At 56.7% G+C, this 21,133-nt stretch carries 16 protein-coding genes; 10 read left to right on the plus strand and 6 right to left on the minus strand.

Annotated features, from left to right (window positions below):
* Position 1: 1 nt before the first annotated feature.
* The gene (locus D7M11_RS18595; protein ID WP_120748742.1) at positions 2–193 is read left to right on the plus strand and encodes a hypothetical protein; all 192 of its coding nucleotides are present in this window, start codon (positions 2–4) and stop codon (positions 191–193) included.
* Positions 186–2,336, plus strand: a complete 2,151-nt coding sequence (locus tag D7M11_RS18600; protein WP_205127075.1) for a peptidase domain-containing ABC transporter — start codon at positions 186–188, stop codon at positions 2,334–2,336. Before D7M11_RS18595 ends, D7M11_RS18600 begins: the two co-directional genes overlap by 8 nt.
* 61 nt (positions 2,337–2,397) lie before the next feature.
* On the opposite strand, the gene D7M11_RS18605 is transcribed toward D7M11_RS18600, so the two are convergent.
* Positions 2,398–3,315, minus strand: a complete 918-nt coding sequence (locus D7M11_RS18605; RefSeq protein WP_158606702.1) for an AraC family transcriptional regulator — start codon at positions 3,313–3,315, stop codon at positions 2,398–2,400.
* A 234-nt stretch (positions 3,316–3,549) separates the two neighbouring features.
* Between D7M11_RS18605 and D7M11_RS18610 the strand changes: the two genes are divergently transcribed.
* Positions 3,550–5,142: a LamG-like jellyroll fold domain-containing protein gene (locus D7M11_RS18610; RefSeq protein ID WP_120748744.1), complete on the plus strand. Its 1,593-nt coding sequence runs from the start codon at positions 3,550–3,552 to the stop codon at positions 5,140–5,142.
* A gap of 50 nt (positions 5,143–5,192) precedes the next feature.
* Here D7M11_RS18610 and cyoE read toward each other — a convergent pair whose 3' ends face one another.
* From cyoE to D7M11_RS18625, 3 genes are all read right to left on the minus strand, one after another.
* On the minus strand, positions 5,193–6,116 hold the full coding sequence (gene cyoE, locus D7M11_RS18615) for a heme o synthase (protein ID WP_275671716.1): 924 nt from the start codon (positions 6,114–6,116) through the stop codon (positions 5,193–5,195).
* Between the two features lie 174 nt (positions 6,117–6,290).
* Complete coding sequence (locus tag D7M11_RS18620) at positions 6,291–7,178, minus strand: helix-turn-helix transcriptional regulator (protein WP_158606703.1); 888 nt, start codon at positions 7,176–7,178, stop codon at positions 6,291–6,293.
* Between the two features lie 75 nt (positions 7,179–7,253).
* The gene (locus tag D7M11_RS18625) at positions 7,254–8,417 is read right to left on the minus strand and encodes an alpha/beta hydrolase family protein (protein ID WP_158606704.1); all 1,164 of its coding nucleotides are present in this window, start codon (positions 8,415–8,417) and stop codon (positions 7,254–7,256) included.
* A gap of 397 nt (positions 8,418–8,814) precedes the next feature.
* Between D7M11_RS18625 and D7M11_RS18630 the strand changes: the two genes are divergently transcribed.
* From D7M11_RS18630 to D7M11_RS18640, 3 genes are all read left to right on the plus strand, one after another.
* On the plus strand, positions 8,815–10,128 hold the full coding sequence (locus D7M11_RS18630; RefSeq protein ID WP_158606705.1) for an ABC transporter substrate-binding protein: 1,314 nt from the start codon (positions 8,815–8,817) through the stop codon (positions 10,126–10,128).
* Between the two features lie 42 nt (positions 10,129–10,170).
* Positions 10,171–11,196: a sialidase family protein gene (locus D7M11_RS18635; protein ID WP_120748749.1), complete on the plus strand. Its 1,026-nt coding sequence runs from the start codon at positions 10,171–10,173 to the stop codon at positions 11,194–11,196.
* Between the two features lie 66 nt (positions 11,197–11,262).
* Positions 11,263–13,011 carry a glycosyl hydrolase family 28-related protein gene (locus D7M11_RS18640; protein ID WP_120748750.1) on the plus strand — a complete coding sequence of 583 codons (1,749 nt, stop codon included), beginning with the start codon at positions 11,263–11,265 and terminating at the stop codon, positions 13,009–13,011.
* A gap of 524 nt (positions 13,012–13,535) precedes the next feature.
* Here the strand turns inward: D7M11_RS18640 and D7M11_RS18645 are convergent.
* On the minus strand, positions 13,536–15,224 hold the full coding sequence (locus D7M11_RS18645) for a hypothetical protein (RefSeq protein WP_120748751.1): 1,689 nt from the start codon (positions 15,222–15,224) through the stop codon (positions 13,536–13,538).
* 249 nt (positions 15,225–15,473) lie between these two features.
* Positions 15,474–16,793 (minus strand): amidohydrolase family protein, encoded by a 1,320-nt coding sequence (locus D7M11_RS18650; RefSeq protein WP_120748752.1) that lies wholly within the window; start codon positions 16,791–16,793, stop codon positions 15,474–15,476.
* A gap of 73 nt (positions 16,794–16,866) precedes the next feature.
* Here D7M11_RS18650 and D7M11_RS37770 point away from each other — a divergent pair, with 73 nt between their 5' ends.
* The 4 genes from D7M11_RS37770 to D7M11_RS18665 all read left to right on the plus strand — a co-directional run bounded on the left by D7M11_RS37770 (position 16,867) and on the right by D7M11_RS18665 (position 21,121).
* Positions 16,867–16,992, plus strand: a complete 126-nt coding sequence (locus tag D7M11_RS37770) for a hypothetical protein (protein ID WP_275671717.1) — start codon at positions 16,867–16,869, stop codon at positions 16,990–16,992.
* Positions 16,993–17,107: 115 nt separating this feature from the next.
* A complete protein-coding gene (locus tag D7M11_RS18655; RefSeq protein WP_240041193.1) occupies positions 17,108–18,433 on the plus strand; it encodes an amidohydrolase in 1,326 nt (441 codons plus the stop codon).
* Between the two features lie 17 nt (positions 18,434–18,450).
* Positions 18,451–19,749 carry a CapA family protein gene (locus tag D7M11_RS18660; RefSeq protein ID WP_120748814.1) on the plus strand — a complete coding sequence of 433 codons (1,299 nt, stop codon included), beginning with the start codon at positions 18,451–18,453 and terminating at the stop codon, positions 19,747–19,749.
* 64 nt (positions 19,750–19,813) lie between these two features.
* The gene (locus tag D7M11_RS18665; protein ID WP_158606706.1) at positions 19,814–21,121 is read left to right on the plus strand and encodes a neutral/alkaline non-lysosomal ceramidase N-terminal domain-containing protein; all 1,308 of its coding nucleotides are present in this window, start codon (positions 19,814–19,816) and stop codon (positions 21,119–21,121) included.
* The last annotated feature ends 12 nt before the right edge of the window (positions 21,122–21,133 follow it).

Consider the following 21,133-nt stretch of genomic DNA (forward strand, 5'->3'; position numbering starts at 1 on the left):
CGTGTTCCGAGAGGAGGCTCTTGCCCATAGAGACGAGGAACAAGTCAAGGAGACGGAAATTGCACCGATTCCGGTCTGGGTGAACGGTACGTTTTGGTTCGTCATTTCGGCTAGCGCCCTCGTTGCGGGACTCGTCCTGTCGGGCAGACTGCCTTATCTGGTAACGCTGTTCGGAGGTGGCTTCCTTGGATAACCGGATACGGTTCAGACGCAAAATTCCGGTCATCCTTCAAATGGAGACGGCGGATTGCGGTGCAGCATGTCTGGCGATGGTTTTAAGTTTCTACGGCATGTCCGTCAAGCTTGATGAAGTACGTCAAGTAACGGGCTCCGGACGGGACGGATTAGATGCCCGGTCGCTATTGAAGGCCGCCCGCTGGTTCGGCCTCGATGGAAACGGAGTGACCTTTGAGCTTGACTACCTGCAGGATCTTGCTCCCGGTGCGATCCTGTACTGGAATTTCAATCACTATGTCGTGTTTGAACGGATTTTTGCGCGTGGTGTTCAGATCGTCGATCCTTCCTTCGGACGGAGGATCATCCCAATGGAACAGTTTCGCCGTTCCTTCACAGGCGTCGCCCTCCTGCTGGAGCCGGGTGACGGCTTCCAGCCGTCAAAGCGCACGGAGCAGCCCTTATGGCGGCATCTCAGAATCGTATTCCAGTCCCCGGGCTTGTTGATTAAGATTGTGCTGATGTCCGTATTGATTCAAATTCTTGCACTCGCTTTGCCTGTTCTGACCGGCGCCCTGGTGGACCGCGTTTTGCCTGGACACCACTACTCGCTGCTGAGTGTGTTGTCTGTCGGGCTGCTTGCCATTGTCCTTTTTCAACTGCTGGCTGCACTGGTTCGGTCGCATTTGCTGCTCCATCTAAGGAGCATCCTGGACCGGAAGATGACGGAAGGCTTCCTTACGCATCTGATGGACCTTCCGTACCCCTTTTTTCAATCCCGGACATCGGGCGATCTCATGTCGAGAGTCGGAGGCAACGCCGTACTGCGAGAGATGTTAACTTCCGGTGCGGTCTCGACGCTTCTGGACGGCGGGCTTGTCATCACCTATTTGATGATCCTCCTCGTTATGAGCCCGACTCTTGGATGTGTCACCCTAGGACTGGGACTGGTACAAATCTGTATCTTTCTCGCATCCCGGAGGCGTCTCCGCGAATTAACCATTGTCGGCTTGGAGGCTAACGCCCGTTCCGGCGCCTACCTGGTACAGGTGCTGGCAGGGATGGAGACGCTCAAGGCGACGGGCGCGGAAGAACGTGCCGTCAGGCACTGGTCCGGGCTTTTTATTCATGAGCTGAACCAACTGCTGAAACGGGACCGGCTCCATGCTAACGTAGAATCGCTGTTGAGTACGATTCGTATGGGGTCGCCGCTTTTGATTCTGGTGGTCGGGGGCGTCCAAGTGCTTACGGGGAGTCTAACGCTCGGCAGTATGCTGGCGCTCAGCGCGCTGGCCGGAGGCTTTTTGCTCCCTCTCTCCAGCCTGCTTACGACCGCCGTCCAGCTGGAGCAAGCACGCAGTTATATCGACAGGTTGAACGATGTCTTGGATAAGCCGCCGGAACAGGATTTGTCCAAGGTAAGGAAGTCGGGAGAGTTGATGGGCGGCATCAGCTTGCAGGGGGGTTCTTTCCGATATGGTCCGTTGTCGGAAGAGGCCGTACAGGACGTGTCCCTTGAGATTCGTCCGGGTGAGTTCGTTGCCATTGTCGGACGCTCCGGATCGGGCAAATCCACCTTGGCCGGCCTGCTGCTGGGTATGTACGTGCCAAACAGAGGGCAAATTCGGTATGACGGCATCCGTCTGGCTGAACTGGACCTTCGTTCCGTTCGCCGTCAAATCGGCATCGTGCCTCAGCATCCCTACCTATTCGCTGCAACTATCAGGGACAATATAACGCTTCCCGATCCGGCCCTGCCCCTGGATTCCGTCATCCGGGCCGCCCGCCTAGCGCACATTCATGACGATATTATCGACATGCCGATGGGCTATGAAACCTTGTTGGCGGAAGGGGGAACAACACTTTCCGGAGGGCAGCGGCAGCGGCTGGCCTTGGCTCGGGCGCTTGTTCACGATCCGGTTATTTTACTGCTGGACGAGGCAACAAGCGCATTGGACACGGTCACCGAAGCGTACGTCCAGGAAGCGCTAACGTCGCTCCGATGTACCCGGATTGTTATTGCACAGCGGCTCAGCACCATTATTCGGGCTGACAGAATCCTGGTGATGGAGGGAGGGCGAATCGTGGAGCAAGGCTGCCACGAGCAGTTACTTGCACTAGGCGGAAAATACGCCGAACTTGTGTCGGCACAGGTGACATGAAGGCGAGAGAGCGCATTGCTGGCAGTGTGGTATGAATGGTGTCCCGTTGCCTCGATCGTTATTAGACAGGATCGCTATCCTTCTTTTGTTTCGACAAGCTGCGAAATTGGTTGGCCGTAATCCCTTTCCTCTCGCGGAATACGCGAGCGAATGTACGAAACGATTCAAACCCGACTTCCATAGCAATATCCGTTACGCTGATATTCGTGTGCTGCAGCATATTGTCAGCCGTTTCAATTCGCAGGTGATGGATATATTTTACGAAGGTGTGGCCGGTATACTTTTTAAAAGACACACCGATATAAGAGACACTGAGTTCGAACCGCTCAGCCAGTTCCTCCAGGCTGAGCGGTTTTCGATAGTGGAGATGAACATATCGCAGAACGGGCCAGAACAGTTGTGTGCGCGCAACTGATTCTTTGTTTGCGATTAGTGAGTTAGGGCGGGATTGCTGGCGCCTCGCACAGCGGATGTAGATCAGGATCGCCTCCGTAAGCTTGGTGCGAACCAGATGGCGGTAAAAGGGAGTATCGGATTCGCTGAAAATTTCCAACAAGAACTCGAAAATTTGTTTCATTCTCTCCTTATCAGAGCCTTCGAAATCCAGGAAGGAAGGTAAATCGGTGCCGATGGAATCAAGTAAGCTGGAAAACTCACGATCTTCCTGATGTCCGAACAGCAATTGAACGTCAAACATACAGCAGTATTTGGAAACTTGCTGACCAGGTGCGCCTGAGATGGAGTGCATATGATTGGGCAAGAGGAACGAGACCGTACCCTGCCGCAGCTGATGACGGACGCCATTGATCGTTTCGAAACCGCTTCCGCCCGTGAAGTACGAGATTTCCGCATAATCGTGATAATGCAGGTTGGTCTGTGAAACGTTAGTCTGATAGATGCCGAAGCGTTCTTGCGTTTCTCGGAATCTCGGAATATCGTCGATGTCTCCCTGGTACTCCAGATAAAATGTGTTATCCATGAGAATCATCCTTATACGTAAGTGTCACAGAATACATTTATTCCATTAAACCATCACCTACATCGGACTGTAAACATGAAATCATGATCCTCATTAAAACGGAAAATGGCAACTACGATCCCATTTTCGGCATGTGTTGCTGGTGGTAATGCTTTAGTATAGAGGCGGAGCAGGATGAAATGGTAATGGTTATGTTACCCGGAAAACATCCAAAACATAAGAAGGAATGATCGGATGAAACAAGAAGGAACTAAAACAAACCGCGCACGTATCGGGTACTGGCCTTTGCGCGAGGACTGTCAAGATGTCTCGACGAATCAGCGACACGGGCAAGCGGTAGCCGTACAATTACAGGACGGAGCTGTCTTCGACGGGAAGCAATCCGCCATTGTGCTGCCGGATTCGGAGTTGACGAATGGCGCTCATCCCTTCACCCTCTCCATGGAGTTCGAAATTCATGATGAGAAGGGATCGCTTCCCGGAGGAATATGCAGTCGGTATACGGAGGAGCAGATGGCTGGCTGGCACTTGTCCGTGCTGACGCAAGCAGGGGTAACTTCCACTCAACCGAACTGGCGGAACTTGCAGTTTGGCTGGAGCTTGCGCGAGTCGACGGACCAGTGGCAGGATCGAGGCACCCCGGGCAACAGCCGTCTGATATGTACGTTATGCGTGTATGAGGGAGAGCTGTATGCCGGAGTGTTCGACGATGCGCGCGACAACAAAGGCAGGGTATACAAACTGGGCGAGAACAACGAGTGGATCGACTGCGGCAATCCGGATGACAGTAACTCGGTATGGTCGTTAATCGAATATAAAGGCAGGCTGTATGCGAGCACGATGCGTTACAAAGCATCCGGATCTGCGCTTCCGGAGTCGCCCAATATGGAACCGGGCGGCAGAATCTACCGCTATGAGGGCGATCGGTCGTGGTCGTTGTTCGCTGAAGTTCCCGGTTCAGATAGCGTTGCTTCGATGGTAGTTTATCAGGGCAAGCTGATCGCGATGTCCTATTATACTCCGGGAGTGTATGCTTATGATGTTCATGGGGGATGCGAGGATTTGGGTGCGCCAGGGCCGGAAGGGAAGACGCGGACCATGACTTTGGCGACTTACCGGGAACGATTGTATATCGGCTGCAACGAGCTCGAAGGCGTGTATAGCCGCACGTTTGATGAAAACTGGGTGTATGAGGGAAAAGTAGCAAAATGCGATCAAGTTTATTGTTTTGCGGTATACCATAACCATCTGCTGATGGGGGTCTGGCCGGAAGCGCGCATGCTGCGTTATGAGGGAGACAAACAGTGGAGCAATTACGGGTTGATGGGATCCGAGCTGGAAGTGATGGGGATCTCTATGTTTGGCGGTAAGCTGTACGGCGGCACATTGCCAGGCGGTCATGTATACCGTTATGCCGGCGATGGCGCGTGGACGCTGTCCGGCGTCCTTGAACCGGAGAATCCGGACATTCGCTACCGTCGGGTATGGTCGATGGCTGTATATGGCGGCGAACTGTATGCGGGTACATTGCCGGGCGGCAAAGTGTGGAGCTTGCGAAACGATCCGCTTGTGACACTGGATCGTTCCGTGGCAGATGGATGGCACCGTGCCGTAATCACTTATGATCTGGAGCGCATCTCTCTGTACCTGGATGGAGTTCTTGTATCTTCCGCGCCGATTGATCCGGCGAAGCTTAGTGATTTGGGCGGTACGCCGCTTGTGCTGGGCAAAGGGCCGCAATCTCATTTTTCAGGCAAAATTCGTGAAGTGGAGTTGTTTGATGCCGCCATATCCGAGCAAGAAGCAGATGACCTGTACGGCCATTAAAACCTGATGTCTTCATTAAAAAAGTCCGCACTTGTGCGGACTTTTTCTTGTTATAACAACGGGGCGATAAGGGAATACCCGATAATGCCCAGCATGAGAACCGTAATATGAAGCAGCGAGAAGCCGAACATGGAGTTCGCCCATTTGTTCTCCGGTTTGCGGCGGTAGCCCGACACGCTAAGAACGATCCACCAAACGCTAAGAGCGGCATTCGTCAACGCGATAACCGGATGAAGCGACCAGAATAACAGGCTGGACAATAACAACGCCACCAAATAGGCGTTCATTTGCACATATGTTCTGCGAATTCCTTTAACGACAGGCAGCATCGGAATGTTCGCTGCCCGGTACTCCTCCATTCGTCGAATGGCGATGGCGTAAAAATGAGGCATTTGCCAAATGAGCATCATCAAAAAAATAGCCAGCGCTGCCGGATGCGTGATGTCGTTCGAGATCGCCGCCCAACCGATCAGCGGCGGCATAGCGCCCGAAAGACTTCCGACCTCCGTGTTATAAATCGTTCTGCGCTTGGTCCACATCGTATAAGGAACAACGTAAAGAAACAGTCCAAGATAGCCGAATAAAGCGGCTAGCGGCGAAGCCAAATACAAGACGATCGTGCCGAGGACGGCGGTCGAGAAACCGATCATCAAGCCGCTTTTCGTGCCGACCTGTCCCGTTACGGTCGGTCTCTTTCTCGTTCTCTCCATAACGGCATCGATATCCCGGTCATACAAATTGTTGAAAACGCCGGCCGAACCGATCACCAGGGACGAACCGATCAAGGCTAACACGATGGGGCCGATCTGATCAAATATGGATAATTGTTCGACATAAAGGGCCATACAGAGACCTGCGAACATGGCAATTAAGTTCGATTTGATAATCCCGATCTTAATCGTATCGAATACAACTTTAGTGAACGATCTCGTCTGTATATCGAGACTCAGTGTATTGTTTGGTACGCGCTCCACGATATGCCCACCCTTTCCTGCTATTTCTCTCCATCTAATGTTACCATAAATCGCGTTCATGTTTCCTGTTTGTCTGCGAGGTATCATCATATTGTCAAATTGTTATGGCACAATCGTGTCCGCGAGGTCGGTTAAAAAGAGGGAGAGCGGGGTCAGGCATTGCAGCGAGCGCCTTCAATCGGATTCCGTATCCGCGGGCTCGGCTCCCTGGGCTTGCCGCCACTGGCTGGGGCTCATGCCGTACTTCTGCTTGAACTGCCGGCTGAAATAGTGGATACTGGGAAAGCCATTCGTCTCGGCAATGTCTTTGACCGTCATGCTTGTATTGGTCAAATAACTTTTGGCCGCATTCATGCGCAGATCCTGCAAATATTGGTAAGGGGTTGTCCCTGTATGCGTTTTGAACAGGCGAATCAAATAAGAGGAAGCCATATGCGCCCGCGACGCCAGCATTTGCAGCTTCACTTCGTGTAAGTAAGCGTTCTCCATATATTGCATCAAATCTTGAACGATCTGTTTGTTCGGGTTCTCGTCCTCGGGCTCAGGCGAAGCGGCAATGAGCAAACGGCGCTGCTGAAGCGCCGCGGTAATTTGAAGGAAGAGCTTGCTTACGTCGAGCAGGACGATTCGCTCGCGCAATTCGCCGTTCCGGGTCAGGCTATCGCTCTGCATCGTGGCTACGATGGAGTCGGCTGTCGCAGCGATTAACCCGGCAAGCTCGCTGGGGCCGGACGCCAAAGCTTCGTCGCCGCACTGCAGGCGGTTCCAGACGACCGCTTCGCCGACAGAAGGGAAGGAAGCCGCTCCCGGAAGCGGCCCCGTCCCTTTATCCAGCTCCAGGTACCAGAAGGAGGCGGAAGCGGAATGTTTGAAGAGCTGATGCGGGACGTTGTCCGGGATGAGAAACAACGTCCGGCTCCCGGAGCGGAACGATTCGTTCATGAATTCGAGCGTCATTTCGCCGGAAGCGATGCACAATATTTCGTAGAACGGATGCGTGCCGCCGCCTATTCTGGATTTCTTCTTGTCGTCTACTACATAGTGAAAGTTGCGAATGATCATCGGAGTCCCACCCATTCCTGTCAGCAAAATGCGATACCTTAACTATAAGGTCCCGGAATCGGCGTGTAAACCGGATCAACGCACGAGAACAGGAGTGCTGGCCGTAAGCCCGCGCGTATCGCGAACGTTAAAAAAGAAAGCTTTGGCGTCTTGCGGAAGGGGAGTATGGACGCGGCGATCCGAGGGATCGATCGTACAATCGGCGGTTATCCATTCGCATTGCTGCCAGTTGTCGCAGTTCCGCGTGTAGAGCAGCTCGGCCTGAACCGGTTCATGTCCATCGGCGGAATCGTAGGAGACAGCCGCAGTCCCGTTATGCTCTGTTGGTTCGCCGAGACGCAGCAAGCGGCTGCCGTCTCGAACGATACTGTCCGCAAAGGCGTAAATTTCATCCGGCTTCCAGCCGAGCGGGTGGGAATGCCCGAGCTGGGGATAGATGCATAGGCCGGATTGCTCGATACCCTTTTTGGCGTGACGATACGATTTGCTGAAAATATTCATTCCGAAATGCGGATCGTAGAGCCAGTTCACCCACAGAGTAGGCATCGTCACACGGGAGAAATAAGCGGAGGGTTCGGTTTGCCTTTTAACGGATTCGGCGCCGGATGCTCCCATCTCCACGAATCGCTCCCCCCATTGGTTGTGGGCTTCATACAAATAGCCGCACCCGTAGACGGGGATGGCGAAGGCGAACCGGCTGTCGAGCCCGGCGACAAGACTGGTTACGATGCCGCCCCACGAAATGCCGGTAATTCCAATCCGTTCGAGGTCTACTTGCGGCAGGGAACGCAAAAAAGAATGGGCCCTTATGCAGGCGGCCGCAGCATGAAACATCCATTGATCCTGGACAGGCTCGTCGCAATCCAGGAAAATGCCCTCGCGAGCCGGACCCGGCATCGCGTGACCGATCCGTTTCGTTCCCCCCTCCGACTTGTCGGGAACATTCCCCTCCAGATCCATCGCAATCGCGGCGTATCCCCGCTTCATCCACAACTGCACCCATTCTTCATAGGCGGTGCCCCCGCCTCCGTGTACGAGAACGACAGCCGGCACCTTTTCGCCCTCCGCCGCTTCCGGTATTCCGTAATGGGCGAAAATACGCGTTTCTTTTCCTTTGTAGGGCAATCCCTCGTAAAAGACCGAACGGATGCCGCTGGCGGCTGTAACGTCGGACGGATCTATACGCGGGGAACGAAACAACTGCTCCATATTCCACGGCGTCCAAAACGGTTTGTCCATCTTCATCTCCCTCTCTGTGAGCAACCTGACATTGTACTTACTGTAACAAAACAGCCGCCTCATGTATTTGGTTTTTATTGGGCTATCTTCCGTCTATAACGTACGGCGTCCGTAACCGCTTTGCACATAATTGACCTTACGATTTGCGAAGCGGCGGCCGTTCTCTGTTCGAACGCGGGCGAAGGGGAAGTCGTTTTTGTACAAATGGGGGCGGAAAGCACGACTTTCGTGCGGCCGAACTGATGGATTTATACCAAATACAGAAACGGTTCCATTCAGTAATCTAATGGTGCAAGCGCTTAACCAGGAGCATGCGGGGGTTGCGGTAGAGAGAAGTGCCCACTGCGGGGTTCAAGCAGCAGCAACAAATCTATTCCAATTACGGGAGGGTTCGGCAATGAACCAAACAAAACGAACGGCACTTTGGACAACATGCGTGATGTCGGTCGGCACGATACTGGCAGGCTGCGCCGGCGGAGGGGAGAAGGAAGCGGCGACGCCGCCGCCTGCGGAAGCGAACAAACCGGTTACGATCACGGTTTTTAATCCATCCAATTATTCGGACTATTTATGGAATAACCTGTGGGTGGAGCCGATCAAGAAAAAATATCCGCATATTACGCTTGTAAACGTCAAAAACGAAAAAGGATCGAGCCTGGCCGAGCTCGTCACGGCGAATCGCGTGCCGGACATCATTCAAGGCTCGGGGGTCAAATCGACATTCGAGTATAACGATCTCGGCATTGTGGACGACATGACGCCGCTGATGAAGGCGAACGGCTTCGATATCGGCGGGATCGATCCGATCAGCATCGACAACTTAAAGATCGATAAAAAAGACGCCAAAATATACGGACTTCCCGTAGGGCAAGGACACGCCGCCTTGTATTACAACAAAGACTTGTTCGAGAAGTTCGGGGTGCCTTACCCGAAGGACGGGATGAACTGGGATGAAGTGTACGAGCTTACGAAAAAGCTGACCCGTACGGACGGAGGCGTCAAATACCGCGGGTTCGATTTTGTCGCGGATTTCCAAATTCCGTACAATCAGCTGTCCTTGCCGTTTATCGACAATAAAACGGACAAGGCGGTTGTGCAGACGGACGGCTGGAAAACGCTGTTTTCGACGATGAAGAGGTTCTACGAGATCGACGGCAACAATCCGGGCGCTTTGCCGAACGTATTCAATCCGTTCCTGAAAGACAAAACGGTGGCGATGTTCGCCGTACCGAATATACTCAGCCCGCTGATCGAATCGACCCAGAACGGCTTGAACTGGGACATGGTGACGCTGCCGACGTTCGCAAACGGTCCGAAGACGGGCATACAGCCGGTCGTATCGGGATTGTATGTGACCAAGACGAGCTCAAACAAAAACGAGGCGTTCCGTGTCGTCGCGCATCTTCTGTCCGAAGAGGTGCAAACCGAACGCTCCCGCATCGGCGAGCCGTCGATTCTGAAAAAGCCTGAAATCAAAAAAACGTTCGCCGTAGATATGCCGCATACGAAAGGCAGAAACGTCATCGCCTTCGTTTCCGGATCGCCAGCCATTTCACCTAGCTCGGTCTCAAGATACGATGCCTTGGCCGGCACGGAGATGGCGAAAAAATTCAAGGAAGTCGCTTTTAACGGCAAAGACATCAACACGGCGCTCAGGGAAGCGGAAGAAATCATTAATAAGAAGATTGACGAGGAAAAAGCGAAAAAGTAACGTTCGGCCCGAATCCGGGACTACAACTATGGGGGATTAGCGGTGGGTTTCGAAACAAAGCTTCGGGAAGATGTGTTTGCGGACGGTGTTTCGTTCGAGAGCTGTCATGCCTCAACACTGCTTGCGCTGCCGGGCGGCGAGGTGCTTGCGGCATGGTTCGCGGGAACGCGCGAAGGAGCGGACGATGTCGCGATCTGGGCGTCTCGGCGGACGGAAGATGTATGGACGGCTCCCGTTAAGCTAGCGGACGAAGAGGGGCAGCCCCATTGGAATCCGGTGCTGTTTCAGAGCCGGGACGGGAACGTATGGATGTTTTACAAAGCCGGAAAAACGATCGAAGGCTGGAAAACGATGTACCTCCTGTCCGAAGATGACGGACATACTTGGACCGCTCCACGGGTGCTGGTCGAAGATGACTGCGGCGGCAGAGGGCCGGTCAAAAACAAACCGATCGTCCTGCACGACGGCACTTGGGCGGCGCCGGCCTCGATCGAGCTGGATACATGGGAAGCGTTCGTCGATTTGTCTCGCGATAACGGGCTGACCTGGACCGCCGGCCATAGAGTGTGGCTGGATGCGGAAGCCGCTTCGGCAGCTCCGGTTATACCGGCTACGGCTTCGGATGCCCTCGAATTTTCCGTTCCAAAAGCAAAAGGAGTCATACAGCCGACTCTGTGGGAGTCTGAGCGGGGAATCGTGCACATGCTCCTGCGCAGCTCCACAGGCTTCATATGCCGCAGCGATTCGGCGGACGGCGGGCGAACGTGGTCGCCCGCCTACAAGACCGGGCTTCCGAACAATAACAGCGGGATCGATCTCGTTCGGATGGATAGCGGCACACTCGCCCTCGTCTACAACCCGGTCGGCCAAAATTGGGGCAAGAGATCGCCCCTCGTCATCAGCTTGTCCCGAGATAACGGAGCGACATGGGGCGAAACGGTTACGCTGGAAGACGCTCCGGGGGAATATTCGTATCCGGCCATCGTATCGGCCGGAGAAGATGTGTTCGTAACGTATACGTGGAAACGAAGCAGAATCGTCTTTTGCCAATTAAACGTGACGCCGTAGAGCCCACTCCGGTTTGCTTCGTCCGAGGAGAACGGCATTCAGGCCGTACGATGGAGGAGGATTAAGATGAACGAGAAGGAGCCAGCTGCACGAAAAATAAGCCGGAGGGCGATGCTCACGACAATCGGTGCGGCGGGAGCCGCGGCCGTATCGGGTGGTCTGCTTCATCAGGTGAACGGAGTGTCCAGCGTAACGACCTCGGTATACGGGGATGGGGAAACGGATGCGGATTCCGTATCGTACCGGTACGGAGCAGGCCAGCCCGAGAGAAACGTCGCCGCCAAATTGCGCGAATCGGTCAGTGTGAAAGATTTCGGCGCGATCGGCGACGGCATCGCGGACGATACGGCAGCCATTCAAGCTGCGGTGAACAGCTTGACGAGAGGCGGTCTGCTGTTTATCCCGGCCGGCACGTACAAAATCAGCGACACGATACAGGTGCCGCAAGGGATGATCCTTCAAGGCGCAGGCTTGCACAGTGTCGTCATCAATATGACTGATTCGGCGAAGTTCGCGATCAATGTATTCACACCCGGATCGCGGGTTGAGTATTTCCGTATCGGCGGTTTTACGCTGAATGCCAAGTACGGAATTACGAATCGCTGGGATGTGGGGACCGACTACGCAAATGCGGCAAACCCGTCGCGCTCGGTGAGCATCTCCGATGTGAAATTCCAAGGGACGTACGACGCGCGTAACGATGCGGAAGCCCAATCCGCCCTTGTCCCTGCAAGGGAACAGCTCGAGTCGTTCGGAGTAGGGCTGCATCTCGTTATGGTATACGGGGCCGAAGTGAAAAGCTGCCTGTTCGACAATTACGGAATCGCTCTGGAAAATATCGGCTGCACGCTGGCCAAGGTGGAGCGCAATCGGTTTAACGGCAACGCCCGGCACATTCATGACGAACGGGTATTGTGGCATTCCTCGTCATTCGGGATGGGGGCGGATAACGTTTATGAACAGAACGATTTGCTGGATGTTACCCGTATCGGGGGAATTACGCTGTGGCGCTCGTTCGGCGCGGAGCTGCGGCATAATTACAGCGAACAGTTGGAACGCGGCGGAATCAAGTCCGTGCCGGAAATGTATTACCTGTACAACCCGGATTCGTGCAAAATTCATATGAATCATCTGAATGTATCGCTTTCCGTCGCCAAGCAGCGGCCTTATTTCAAAATCGTCTACAACGGGGATTACATCGGCTGCGCATCCGGCAACGTGATTCAGATGAACACGCTTACGCCTTTTAACGGTGTACTTGGCAACATCCTCGAGATTGTGACGACGAAATGGGATAAACGGTATCCCTGGAATACGCAGCTGTACGTGCAGGGATTGTCGCCCGTTCGGCGTCTGCCGTATGTCATTAGCGGCGTACAGCCGGAATGGAACGTTATGGCCTACGACAACCTGTTTCCGCAGATGAATATATCGGGGACGCTCGCGAACCGGGATTTGGCTTTTGCCGAAAACGGTAGCAACCACGCCTGGCATCTGGCCTCGGGGGAAAACCTCAATTTTCGCTTTAAACTTTATGTTGCCAATCCCAAGCTGACCACCGATTTCGAATTGCAAGTGACGGCGGAGGGCAACCCCGATACGGCACCGGGAAACGGGAGAGCGCACACGGCAGTGAGAGATGCAGCCGGAGCCGTTTTATTCAGTAATTATGCATTTACAGGGGTAACCGGCCTCATAACCGCAGTGATTCCGCTGCATGTAACGGCGCCGGAAGCGATACAAGCGTTCGATATCGACTTTACCAATCTGTCGTTTAGCAAAATTTATCGCGCCGCTATCGTACAGGCGGAATAACAATCATCGAACCTTGAGGGAATATCCTTCAAGGTTTCTTTCCTTTTTTTTCAATAATTCCAAGTGAACTCGCACTGAATGCGAACATATGTGCTATAATGAAACTGTGAAATTTTTCCGTAACGGATAATCAAATTCGACTGACGGTGGGGAAACGGATGGAGGAATATTGGTGGTGTCCGCGATGCGAGTGCGTCTTTCTGAAGAAAGAATGGAACATCGAAGGGAAGATGGGCAAGTTCGGGATGTGCCCCAATCTATGCTCCACATCCGGACGGAAAGCGGTCCATTGGCCGATCATAGCCAAAAGGTACGGATACCCGCCGGAGCCTGTGTCCGGTGAAAGTTATCCTGTGGACAAATTGTTTTGAAGAGCCGCCCAATCCCGTATAAACACTTTCTCCGACAATGCAGAACCGGCATCCATGTTATCAATCGATTAGTCTGTGCAGGTTGATCGGAGCCTCAGTCCGATAACGTCGAAGACCGTTCCGCGAGTGGGAACGGTCTTTGCGGATATTGCTCTATTTCGCCAGCAGCTCCAGCAGGCTGGACGTATAGTCGGATTTCAACTGGGCGCTCTCTTCGTCCGTAATTCGGCCTTCGCCGGCCAGCCCGTTGATCTCCTGATTGGCTGAGCGCAGCAGACTGTAAATCAGGCTATCCTTGTCCGTATGTGCGGCTGACGAGAGCGAATAACCTTGCGCCAGCGCCTCGAGGAGCTCGGAAGCGTTCACTCCATCCGTCTCCGCCGCCTGTTCCACAATCCGGCTTGCCAGCTCGCTGCCGTACAACTGCGCGTCCACTTTGCCTGCATACCCCGCCGTTTCGATAGCTGAACGGATCAGAGTATAAGCTTCCTCCCGGGTAGCTTGCTCCGCAGAACGGTCCAAGCGGCCGCTTAACACCGCCTCGGCGATATATGAATCGGCTTCCGCCTTCAGCGTGCCGAGCAGTTCCTCTTCGGTTAACCCGGTCGCTTGTACGAGCGTTTGACCGGAGGCTACCGCCTGCTTCAAATCCTCGTAAGACAAACTGGCATACGATGCGCTGGCTTTCACGATATCTCGCGTGCTCCCTTGGGCGATGGCCGCATCCGCTTGCGGCGAGCCGGCCGGCGCTTCGCCGCGAATAAGCCGGTTCAGCGCTTCGTCGGCCTTCGCTTTCCATTGGTCTGCGGCTTGCCGCGACAGACTGCCGTTAAGCCAGGAGGCGTCGATCGCCTGATGGATCGGGGAGCCAAGCTGCTCCGCCAGATCGGCTTCCGAAATTCCGGTAGCGTCCGCCAGCGTTTTTCCTTGCGCCAGCGCCTCCAGGACGTCGGAATAATCCTTGCTCGACTGAACGGCTGCCAATCTTTCCGCCGAATCGAGCTTCCGGGCGACGAGTTGTGCGCCGAAGCGATCCATCCATACCGTATTGACCTTGTCAAACGACGGTGTCGATACCGCTTCCCGGATCGCTTTTGCCGCTTCCGCCTTTCGCGCTTCGGCATCTGCCGCGAGCAGTTTGCCGGACTGAACGGCATTGTCCAAGTCGGCGAACAGCTGCGAATCGAGCTGGTCGGACAACGCATCCGCGCTCAAACCGGCTGCTTCCGCCAAGCTTTGTCCGGCTTGCATTGCCCGAAGCAGATCGGCCGCGGAGCCTTCGATATAAACTGCAGTGTTCGGCACAATCCGGCTCAAGTGAAGCTGTACGAGATCTTGTCCGGCATCCGTGGCGGACAAGCGGGCTGCCTGGTTCAGGCTGCCGGATACCGCAGCGGATATAGCGCTCGATAAAGAGGTAACAGCCTGCTCGCCCTCCGTGGCGGTCAAGGAACCGGCGGCGACCTCCGCCTGAACGGTATGCTGCACGGAAGCCGTCAACTGGTCATTCAGGTCGCCCGGCGAAACTCCGGCGGCTTCGGCAAGCGATTTTCCCTCATACACCGCTCCCAGATAAGAGCTATAGTCGATATCCGAGTCGGCAAAAGCGAATGCAAGCGTGACGATTTGCGACAACTGCTTGTGCACCAGCAAATCGGCGTAGGTGAGCGGAGCGGCCGCTTGAACGGTTGCCGCCGGGCTTGTCTGCACCGCTCCTTCATTCGAAGCCGGAGCGGTTTCCGATTTCACCGCATCCGCATAAGCCGAATGCTGAGGGCCGGCGAAGCCGCCCGATGCCGCAATAACTACCGCACCCATCAACACGACAAAACGTTTTTTCATTGCACTTCCTTTTTGGTTTCTCAATTCCATCTCCATCCTCTCGTCTCTATGTATGATTTGCTCCTACGCCTAGAGTATAGGACGCCTGTATGACTTGTAAGTGAACGGAGCCTTAATGCAAGCTAAAAATAAGCTGAATGGTTGCTTAATGTGCGGCAATGAGGTCTGAAACCAAAAAAAGCCGCCCCCCCTTCAAATAGAAGGAGAGGCGGCCGTACTTATCAAGGGGCGCACATACGCGGCTCAAGCTTAATCGCGATCCTCCGCGCGTTCCCCTTCCTCGGCTCCGATGCGAAACAGCTTGCGCGGCCTGCCCTTCGGCGCAGGCGCTTCCTCGCCGACGACGCGGGCCAGCCCGCCTCGTTCGAGCTCTGCGAGCAGCCGGTTCGCATTGCGCGGCGTCATGTCCAGCCACGAGGCCAGGTCGGCCGCAGTGACGCTTTGCTTGCCCGTCCCCGCTTGCACGGATACGATCTTGCCGAAGGTGGCGGCGGAGACGCCGGCCCGCTTGAGCCGCTCGATCACGTCCGGATCGTCGCTGCGGGATTGGAACGCAAGCGGCGGCAGATGCGGAAACGTTTCTTCGATCGCTCCGGTTTCATCGGCGATCACGAGTCCGCCCTTCTCGTGTTTTTCCGTGCGCGACAAGGCGAGCGCCGCATTTTGCTCGGCTCCGAACGCCGTGAGCCCGTAGCCGATGCCGAAGTGGACGGTCCCGCCGGACAATAGCCGGATTTTCTCAAACAAAAGTGACGGGGGGAATTCGGTGTTCCGTTCGATCGCCCCGCGCGTGGAGAAGATGCTGAACGTTGCGCCGCCCGTCGGCAGCAGCGCGCCGGATATATGTTCGGCGAATTGCAGCAGCAGCTCCTGAAGCTTCAGATTGAGCCTATGCATTTCGTAGGCGTTCGTATTTTCATGAAACGCGTTTCGCACCTGCAGCTGGATCGCGGCAATTTGCGATTGCCGGAAATGATGCGTTTCCCCGAGCTGGGATGCGAGCCGCAGCGTTTCGCGGATGGACATAACGGTCGGAACGATCCGGATGACGGCCACGCCGCGCCGGCGCAGTTCTTCGTACACGTGTCCGCGATGCGTGATGCATAATTCCGCTTCGCCCGACTGGTAGAGCGATTCGTGAAAACGAACCAGCTCGACGGACGGGATGTAGCCGCGCTCCGGATGAACGATCGGCACGCTTTCATGCAGCCGCAGCTCGTCCAGCGTCTCCGCGACCTCTGCCTCCGGCAGCGAATCGAGGCTGAACCGTCCAGGAATGCCCCGGGTGCGAACGGCTTCGAACAGCGCCTTCATCAGCGCGGAGCCGCTCGAGCGGATCATGAGGGCGCCGCCTTCGGGGAGGTGGGGGATACCGAGCTCGTAGGCGAGCCGGCCGGTAAAGAGCCAGACGTCTATGCCGCCCCGGTTCCCCGTCACGATAGTCGCCACTTCCTCCACGTCTTCGTATACAAAAGGCACGAGCCGGATGCGGCCCTCCCATTCCTTGCCTACCTGCTGCACGAGAGCGACCGTATCTGACGGCCCGACCAGGCCGACGACAATGTTCATGTCGGACCTCCCTTCATGTAGTCGTAATCATAATGTTCGAACGATTGGCCGCCCAAACCGGAAGGATTTCCCGGTGCCCGGAAGGCCCGATGTGTTTATTATGCCGGGGGATGCGGGCAAAAGCAAACGGCGCGGAGCGGGGCAAACCGGCGCTTTGGAAGGCGCAGCGAAGCAAAACAAACGATTGACAGCCGGATAGGGCGGTGCTACTCTATATACGGAATATATAAAGAAAATGTCTTTATGTGAAAAACGGATGCGAGCGGTGTGCAAACCCCGGATCGCTTCCGGAAAGGATGTGGGGGATGGAACGGATGGGGAGAGAGCGATGGCTGGATAGTATGGTCCTCTGCCGAAGAGACATTCACGCCCACCCGGAGCCGGGGTGGCTGGAATACCGGACGGCCGCTCTGGTTGCCTCGAGGCTTTCCGCGCTTGGCTATACGGTGACGACCGGGAAGCGGGCTTGCAAGTCCGAGGCGCGCATGGGCGTTCCGGGCGCGGAAACGATTCGGCAGCACGAAGAGCGGGCGCTGCGGGACGGCGTCGATCCGGCCTGGCTGGAGCAGATGAAGGGCGGGCATACGGCCGTCGTCGGTGTGCTTCGCGGCGCGAAGCCGGGACCGGTCGTCGCGCTGCGCTTCGATATGGATTGTGTCGAAGTCGGGGAAAGCGAAGAAGCGGGTCATCCCCCGCGGCAGCTCCGCTTCGCCTCCGATCGGCCCGGACTGATGCATGCTTGTGGCCATGACGGGCATACCGCCATCGGGCTCGGGGCGGCGGAGCTAATCGCCGAGAGGGCCGGCGAGCTGGCCGGCGAAATCAGGCTGCTGTTCCAGCCGGCCGAGGAAGGCTGCCGGGGAGCGAAGTCGATGGTGGAGGCCGGCTGGCTGGACGGCGTGAACTACTTCCTGTGCGGGCATATCGGCGTCAGGAGCCGAACGCTTGGCGAAGTCGTGGCTTCGGTCGATGGCTTCCTGTCCACGACGAAGATCGACGCGGTGTTCCGCGGCAAGGCAGCGCACGCCGGCGAATCGCCGCAGCTTGGCAGCAACGCGCTGCTTGCCGCGTGTGCCGCCGCGCTTCATCTGCACGGGATCGGCAGACACGGGGACGGGGCAACCCGCGTTAATGTCGGGATGCTGGAAGGCGGCTCCGGGCGCAATGTCGTTCCTGCGGAAGCGCGGATGAAGCTTGAGCTTCGCGGCGAGACCGAGGCGTTATGCGAGTACATGGTCCGGGAGACGAGCCGTATTCTGGAGGCCGCAGCGGCAATGTACGGCGTAACGTGCGAGTGGGAAACGGTTGGTCACGGCACGGGCGGGGAAGGCGACCGTTCGCTCATTCCGCAAATCGAGGCGGAGTGCGCCCGGATGGAATCGGTCGGCTCGTTCGTCGCTTCGATGCCGATCGGCGCTTCCGAGGACGCGACGTGGATGCTGCGCCGGGTGCGGGAGCAAGGCGGCCGCGGCGTTTATATGTTGTTCGGCAGCCCGCTAGCCGCGGGCCATCATCAGACGACGTTTGATTTCGACGAACGGGTGCTCGGCACCGCCGCCGAGCTGCTTGTCCGTCTCGTGTACGCATGTCCGGGCTGGCCGGAGGCGCCGGGTACCGGGGCGTCGGGCGGAGAGGAGTGAGGGCAACCTTGACCAAAATGACGATGGCCGCAACAGGCGACAGCTTCATCACAAGGCGGTTTCCCGCCGGCGATGAGACGCACCGCGAATTGGCGCAGTGGTTCGGCGGCTTCGATATCCGCTTCACGAATCTCGAAGTGACTTTGCCCGGTCCGGAATCGTGTCCGGCGGCGCAAAGCGGCGGCACCTGGGCAGCCGCCGATCCGTCCGTATTGGACGATTTGCGCAAATACGGCTTTAATGCGCTTGCCTGGGCGAATAATCATTCGCTCGATTATTCGTACGGCGGGCTGGAGGAGACGGAGCGCCAACTGGATCGATTCGATTGGGTGCACGCCGGGGCCGGCAGCAATCTGGGAGAAGCCGGTGCGATCCGCTATATGGAGCTTCCCGCAGGCAGAGCCGCGCTGATCGCGGCCACCTCGACGTTTCACGAATCGTGGCGGGCGGGGGAGCAGCGGGGAGATATGGCCGGCAGGCCAGGTGTGAATCCGCTCCGCTTCTCGACGACATACCGGATCTCGGAGCAGCAGCTTGCTGAGTTGAGGGCAATAGCCTCTGAAACCGGCATTAACGACTACCAGGAGATGCTCGTCAAGGAAGGTTTCTTCTCCCGCGATCCGGACGACGGCATCACCTTCGGCGGTCACCGGTTTGTCGCAAGCGACGTTTCAGGAGCGGCGACGCAGCCACATCTTGGCGATATGGCCCGTATTCTCGGCGCCATCGGGAATGCGCGGCGGCAGGCCGACTACGTCATCGTTAGCATCCATTCGCATGAGATCAAGGACGGGCGAAAGGACGCTCCGGCCGATTTCCTCCGGGAGTTTGCGCGGCGCTGCATCGACGAGGGGGCTCATGCCGTCATCGGCCACGGGCCGCATGTGATTCGCGGGGTGGAGCTGTACCGCGGCAAACCGATCTTGTACAGTCTCGGCAACTTTATATTTCAGAACGATTCCGTTGACCGGCTGCCTGCGGACTTTTACGAAAAATACGGCCTCGGCCCCGAGCATCGCACGGCGGATGCGCTCGATGCTCGAAGCGCGGGCGATACGCGCGGGCTCGGCGCGAGCCCGGACGTCTGGTCATCCGTCGTCGCCGGTCTCGAGTTCGAAGGCGGCGATCTGGTTCAGATGCGCTTTCGTCCGATAACGCTCGGCTACGGCGAGCCCCGTTACCGCAGAGGCTGGCCGCGGCTGACCGGTGACGGGAGCGTGCTGCTGAAGCTGCAAAGCTTGAGCCGGGAGCTCGGCACCGAGCTTGCGATCGAAGGAACGCAGGCGATATGGAAGCGCAGTAACGGTAACGGTTAACAAGTAACAAATAACGAGCTCGGGTAGTCGTAACGGGAATAGAGGGTGAACAGGAGGAATGGAGATGCTGCAATGCGGAATGGCCGAGCTGGATATTACGCCCCCTCTCGGCAGCTCGATACCGGGTTACACGGAGGAGCGAAAGTCGAACGGGATTCGCGATCCGCTGTACGCGAAAGCGGCCGTTATCCAGTCGGGGGATACGGTGCTGGCGCTCGTCGCGATTGATGCGCTGTTCGTTCCGGAGCGGGAGGCAAACCGTATACGCGCGCGGGTTGAGGCGTTTACCGGCATTCCGGCGGCGCGTACGGCGGTATTCGCCACGCATACGCATACGGGAGCCCCGGTGCGCACCGGACTGGACGGCAGCCGGCATGACGACTACCTGGCCTATATGGCCGACCGCGCGGCGGATGCGGTCCTTATCGCGTACAACGGCCGCGAACCGGCTCGTATCGGCTGGGGAGCGGGCCACGTCCAGGACGTTTCGTTTCAGCGCCGATACTGGATGAAGGACGGGACTCTGCGGACGAATCCGGGTTATATGAACCCGGATATCGACCGTCCCGCCGGACCGATCGACCCGGAATTGTCCGTTCTTAGTCTGGATCGTCTCGACGGCAGCCCGATCGGCGTCGTGTCGTGTTTCGCGTGCCATACCGATACGGTCGGGGGAAAAGTATACAGCGGCGATTACCCGGCCCATCTGTCGGCGGAGCTGAAGGAAGAGCTAGGCGGGCAGGCGGTCAGCCTCTTCTTGCTCGGCACCTGCGGCGATATTAACCATGTCGACACGAGCCGGCCGAAGATGGCGGCCCGGAATATCGCCCGGGATATCGGCAGACGCCTGGCCGAAGAGGTGCTCCGGGTACGCACCGAGACGGCTGCGGCCACGGAAGCCGAAGCGGACGCGCTGAACGATTTCATAACGATGGAACTGCGCACAGCCAGCGCCGAGGAGATCGAGCGGGCGCGAAGCGTGCTCGCCGACAGCCGGATTACCGGGGCGGAGCGTTTTTTCGCCGAGCAGGTCATGAAGGTGTCGGAGCTGCCGGGAGGGACGGCGCGTCTGGAAGTCCAGGCGCTGCGGATCGGCGGACTGGCGCTCGCCTGCTTGCCCGGCGAAATATTCGTCGAGCTGGGGCTTGCGGTCAAAGCGGCTTCCCCGTTTCCGCACACCCTCGTCGGGACGTTGTGCAACGGCTCGATATACGGGTACGTCTGCACGCGGGCGGCGTACGATCAGGGCGGCTACGAGCCGCGTCTAAAAGTATTCAGCCGCATTTCCCCGGGGACGGGCGAACGTTTGGCAGAATGCGTCTCCGGCTTGCTGGCAAGATTGACGGATAAACGGCCGAGCTTGCGGCCGTAACGTCATCTGTGC

Origin of the sequence: Paenibacillus ginsengarvi, assembly GCF_003626695.1 — a bacterium.
In the GTDB taxonomy this organism is placed as follows: Bacteria; Bacillota; Bacilli; order Paenibacillales; family NBRC-103111; genus Paenibacillus_AB; species Paenibacillus_AB ginsengarvi.

What these genes read in the sequence shown, in the direction of transcription:
- D7M11_RS18605 (WP_158606702.1), bottom strand. Translation starts at nt 3,315, where the DNA reads ATGGATAACACATTTTATCTGGAGTACCAGGGAGACATCGACGATATT.
- D7M11_RS18610 (WP_120748744.1), top strand. Translation starts at nt 3,550, where the DNA reads ATGAAACAAGAAGGAACTAAAACAAACCGCGCACGTATCGGGTACTGG.
- D7M11_RS18620 (WP_158606703.1), bottom strand. Translation starts at nt 7,178, where the DNA reads ATGATCATTCGCAACTTTCACTATGTAGTAGACGACAAGAAGAAATCC.
- D7M11_RS18625 (WP_158606704.1), bottom strand. Translation starts at nt 8,417, where the DNA reads ATGGACAAACCGTTTTGGACGCCGTGGAATATGGAGCAGTTGTTTCGT.
- D7M11_RS18630 (WP_158606705.1), top strand. Translation starts at nt 8,815, where the DNA reads ATGAACCAAACAAAACGAACGGCACTTTGGACAACATGCGTGATGTCG.
- D7M11_RS18640 (WP_120748750.1), top strand. Translation starts at nt 11,263, where the DNA reads ATGAACGAGAAGGAGCCAGCTGCACGAAAAATAAGCCGGAGGGCGATG.
- D7M11_RS18645 (WP_120748751.1), bottom strand. Translation starts at nt 15,224, where the DNA reads ATGAAAAAACGTTTTGTCGTGTTGATGGGTGCGGTAGTTATTGCGGCA.
- D7M11_RS18650 (WP_120748752.1), bottom strand. Translation starts at nt 16,793, where the DNA reads ATGAACATTGTCGTCGGCCTGGTCGGGCCGTCAGATACGGTCGCTCTC.
- D7M11_RS18655 (WP_240041193.1), top strand. Translation starts at nt 17,108, where the DNA reads ATGGGGAGAGAGCGATGGCTGGATAGTATGGTCCTCTGCCGAAGAGAC.
- D7M11_RS18660 (WP_120748814.1), top strand. Translation starts at nt 18,451, where the DNA reads ATGACGATGGCCGCAACAGGCGACAGCTTCATCACAAGGCGGTTTCCC.
- D7M11_RS18665 (WP_158606706.1), top strand. Translation starts at nt 19,814, where the DNA reads ATGCTGCAATGCGGAATGGCCGAGCTGGATATTACGCCCCCTCTCGGC.